The sequence below is a fragment of the Neisseria shayeganii 871 genome, assembly GCF_000226875.1.
Classification (GTDB): domain Bacteria; phylum Pseudomonadota; class Gammaproteobacteria; order Burkholderiales; family Neisseriaceae; genus Eikenella; species Eikenella shayeganii.
The window spans coordinates 1-2,206 of sequence record NZ_JH164927.1 but is presented as its reverse complement, the minus strand read 5'-3'; the positions used below and the strand labels follow the sequence as shown (position 1 = coordinate 2,206).

The following is a 2,206-nucleotide window of genomic DNA, read 5'->3' as shown; positions in this document are numbered from 1 at the left end:
GTCCAGTACATCGTAACTACTCAAGCTGTCCGTATAAACCACGCTATCCGGCATAATTTTCTTTGTAATAACAGGAAATAAACTTTCCCTCTTGGCATTGTCCACCACAACGGTATAAACCTTGCCGCCGCGTTTGAGGATGCCGAAAACCACCACTTTGCCTGCGGCTCCTCTGCCGCGTTTCCCTTTGCGCTTACCGCCGAAGTAGCTCTCGTCCAACTCTACGGAGCCCTCAAAAACCTGATCTGCCTCCAAAGCCAGATGATGGCAGATCACTTGGCGGATTTTGCGGTAAAATAGTATGGCGGTGTTAGGTTGGATACCCAAGATATCGGCAGCGGAACGGGCGGTTACTTCCAGCACAAAATATTCGAGCAGCTTTCTTTGTGTCGTCTTTTCTAATTTACAGTGGGTTATCTTCATTTTAGTAGCCTAGCATGACTGCTAATCTACTTCAGCCCCTTTTTATAATTGCCGATAATTCCAACAATCCTAAATGGACATATTGTGTAGATAAGCAAGATGGTTATGATGAAAAAAGGGACGAATAAATGGCAAAATATATTAATGAGAATACCATCAATATGAAGTTTGTGGGATGCAAAGATGGTCATGCTGAATTCACTTGGCGGGATAAATAAAACTGGTCGGTTTATTTATTCTGTCCGGAATTTTAATAAAACAACGAATCCCATATTTATTGATAGAAAATGAAGTATAAAGTAATATATTGTTTGGGGCTGTCCTAGATAACTAGGCCAAATTCTCTTTTACTAATTGTTTCAAAATACGAATTTGAACTTTTATGTCACTGTTGTTGAAACGCCATTCGCACTCCTTCAAATACAGTTCAAAATGCGCTTTGGGAATCCCGTTGAACTTGCATAAATGGCGTTTCGCCTGGTTCCAAAAATTCTCAATCCCGTTAATGTGGTTTTGCTTCTCGGCAAAATGCGTGCTGTGATTGATGCGAAAATGCGCAAACTCGCTCACGTCCAAAACGTCATAACTGCGGTAACAATCCATATAAACAATACTGTCAGGCTCCACTTGTTCTCGGATGATCGGCATTAACGTGGCAGTTTTTGTATTGGGTACGGCAACAGTGTAAACCCTGCCGCTGCGCTTCAAAAGCCCGAATACCGCGATTTTCCCTGCCGCTCCACGTCCGTGCTTGCCTTTTTGACGACTGCCGAAGTAACTTTCGTCGGCTTCTATTTCGCCTTCAAGCATTTCCAGATGGGAGCTGTTTTGATAGATCAATAGACGCAAGCGGTGAAAGTAGTAGGCTGCAGTGTTTTTGTTGACGCCAACCAGTTGTGCTGCCGTACGCGCCGTCACGCCTGCAACGAACAGCTCAATGAGCGTGCTTTGTTTATACCGACTCAAACGACTTCTTCTCATGGGAACATTCTAAGCCAAGATTGATGTTCCCTAGTTATCTAGGACAGCCCCTTATTTTTTGAATGATAATCGAGGAATTATAATGAAATTTGAAAACAAACATGATTTTTTTTCATATTTTTTAGATGATAATTGGACTGTCTCCAAAAAGCTTCTGAAAACTAATAATTGGCATGCAATTCCTGTACCTAATACTTTAACATTGATTGAGACAGAATGGTTTGCTAAAAATATTTTTTTATATGGGCAAGAATATTTGGAATATTGTTTTGAATATAATGGAAATATAAGTGTGAGTATTGTTAATAATAGTGCTGATAATTTAATGGGCACAGAATTTAATAATTCACATAAATACATTATTATTACCAATCAGAATCTTGATTTTTTATACTTTAAAAATCAAAATAATTTATATCATCTTTTTTGCGGCACCCCAGATTTTGTATTTGGTTGCATTAATTGTTCATTGAATATGGCAAAAAAAATATTCTTTTCATATGGAGTTGATAGTTTTGATGAAGGAAGTGATGAGTATCATTATTTAATAGGCATATGGGATACTTATTCAAGCAATTTAAATTAACTGGTTCGCGTAAGTATGATTAGGCGCAAATCGTAATCGTACGAATGACTTTGAAATTCACAAGATACATTCAGACCGGCTGAAATGCCGGCGTCGCCCTCGACTTCAGCAACGGCGTCTCCGTCAGCGTCACCGGCGGCGGCAACTACGGCAAAGGCCGAAGCGAAAGCGAAGCCGAGACCTTTGCAAAATATCCCCCAATCCCCTAAATTTCCT

At 40.1% G+C, this 2,206-nt stretch carries 4 protein-coding genes; 1 reads left to right on the top strand and 3 read right to left on the bottom strand.

What is annotated here, in order from left to right; all coding sequences use genetic code 11:
• Together HMPREF9371_RS10750 and HMPREF9371_RS10745 are read right to left on the bottom strand one after the other, a co-directional pair.
• Positions 1 to 423, bottom strand: a 423-nt coding sequence (locus HMPREF9371_RS10750) for an IS1595 family transposase (protein WP_009120183.1), incomplete at its 3' end; no start/stop codon positions are given.
• Positions 424 to 753: 330 nt separating this feature from the next.
• Complete coding sequence (locus tag HMPREF9371_RS10745; protein ID WP_009120181.1) at positions 754 to 1,404, bottom strand: IS1595-like element ISNsh1 family transposase; 651 nt, start codon at positions 1,402 to 1,404, stop codon at positions 754 to 756.
• Positions 1,405 to 1,486: 82 nt separating this feature from the next.
• Between HMPREF9371_RS10745 and HMPREF9371_RS12685 the strand changes: the two genes are divergently transcribed.
• On the top strand, positions 1,487 to 1,990 hold the full coding sequence (locus HMPREF9371_RS12685; protein ID WP_009120180.1) for a hypothetical protein: 504 nt from the start codon (positions 1,487 to 1,489) through the stop codon (positions 1,988 to 1,990).
• On the opposite strand, the gene HMPREF9371_RS13740 is transcribed toward HMPREF9371_RS12685, so the two are convergent.
• On the bottom strand, positions 1,987 to 2,206 hold a 220-nt coding region (locus HMPREF9371_RS13740; RefSeq protein WP_040661199.1), incomplete at its 5' end, for a hypothetical protein. The two genes, HMPREF9371_RS12685 and HMPREF9371_RS13740, sit on opposite strands and share 4 nt — an antisense overlap.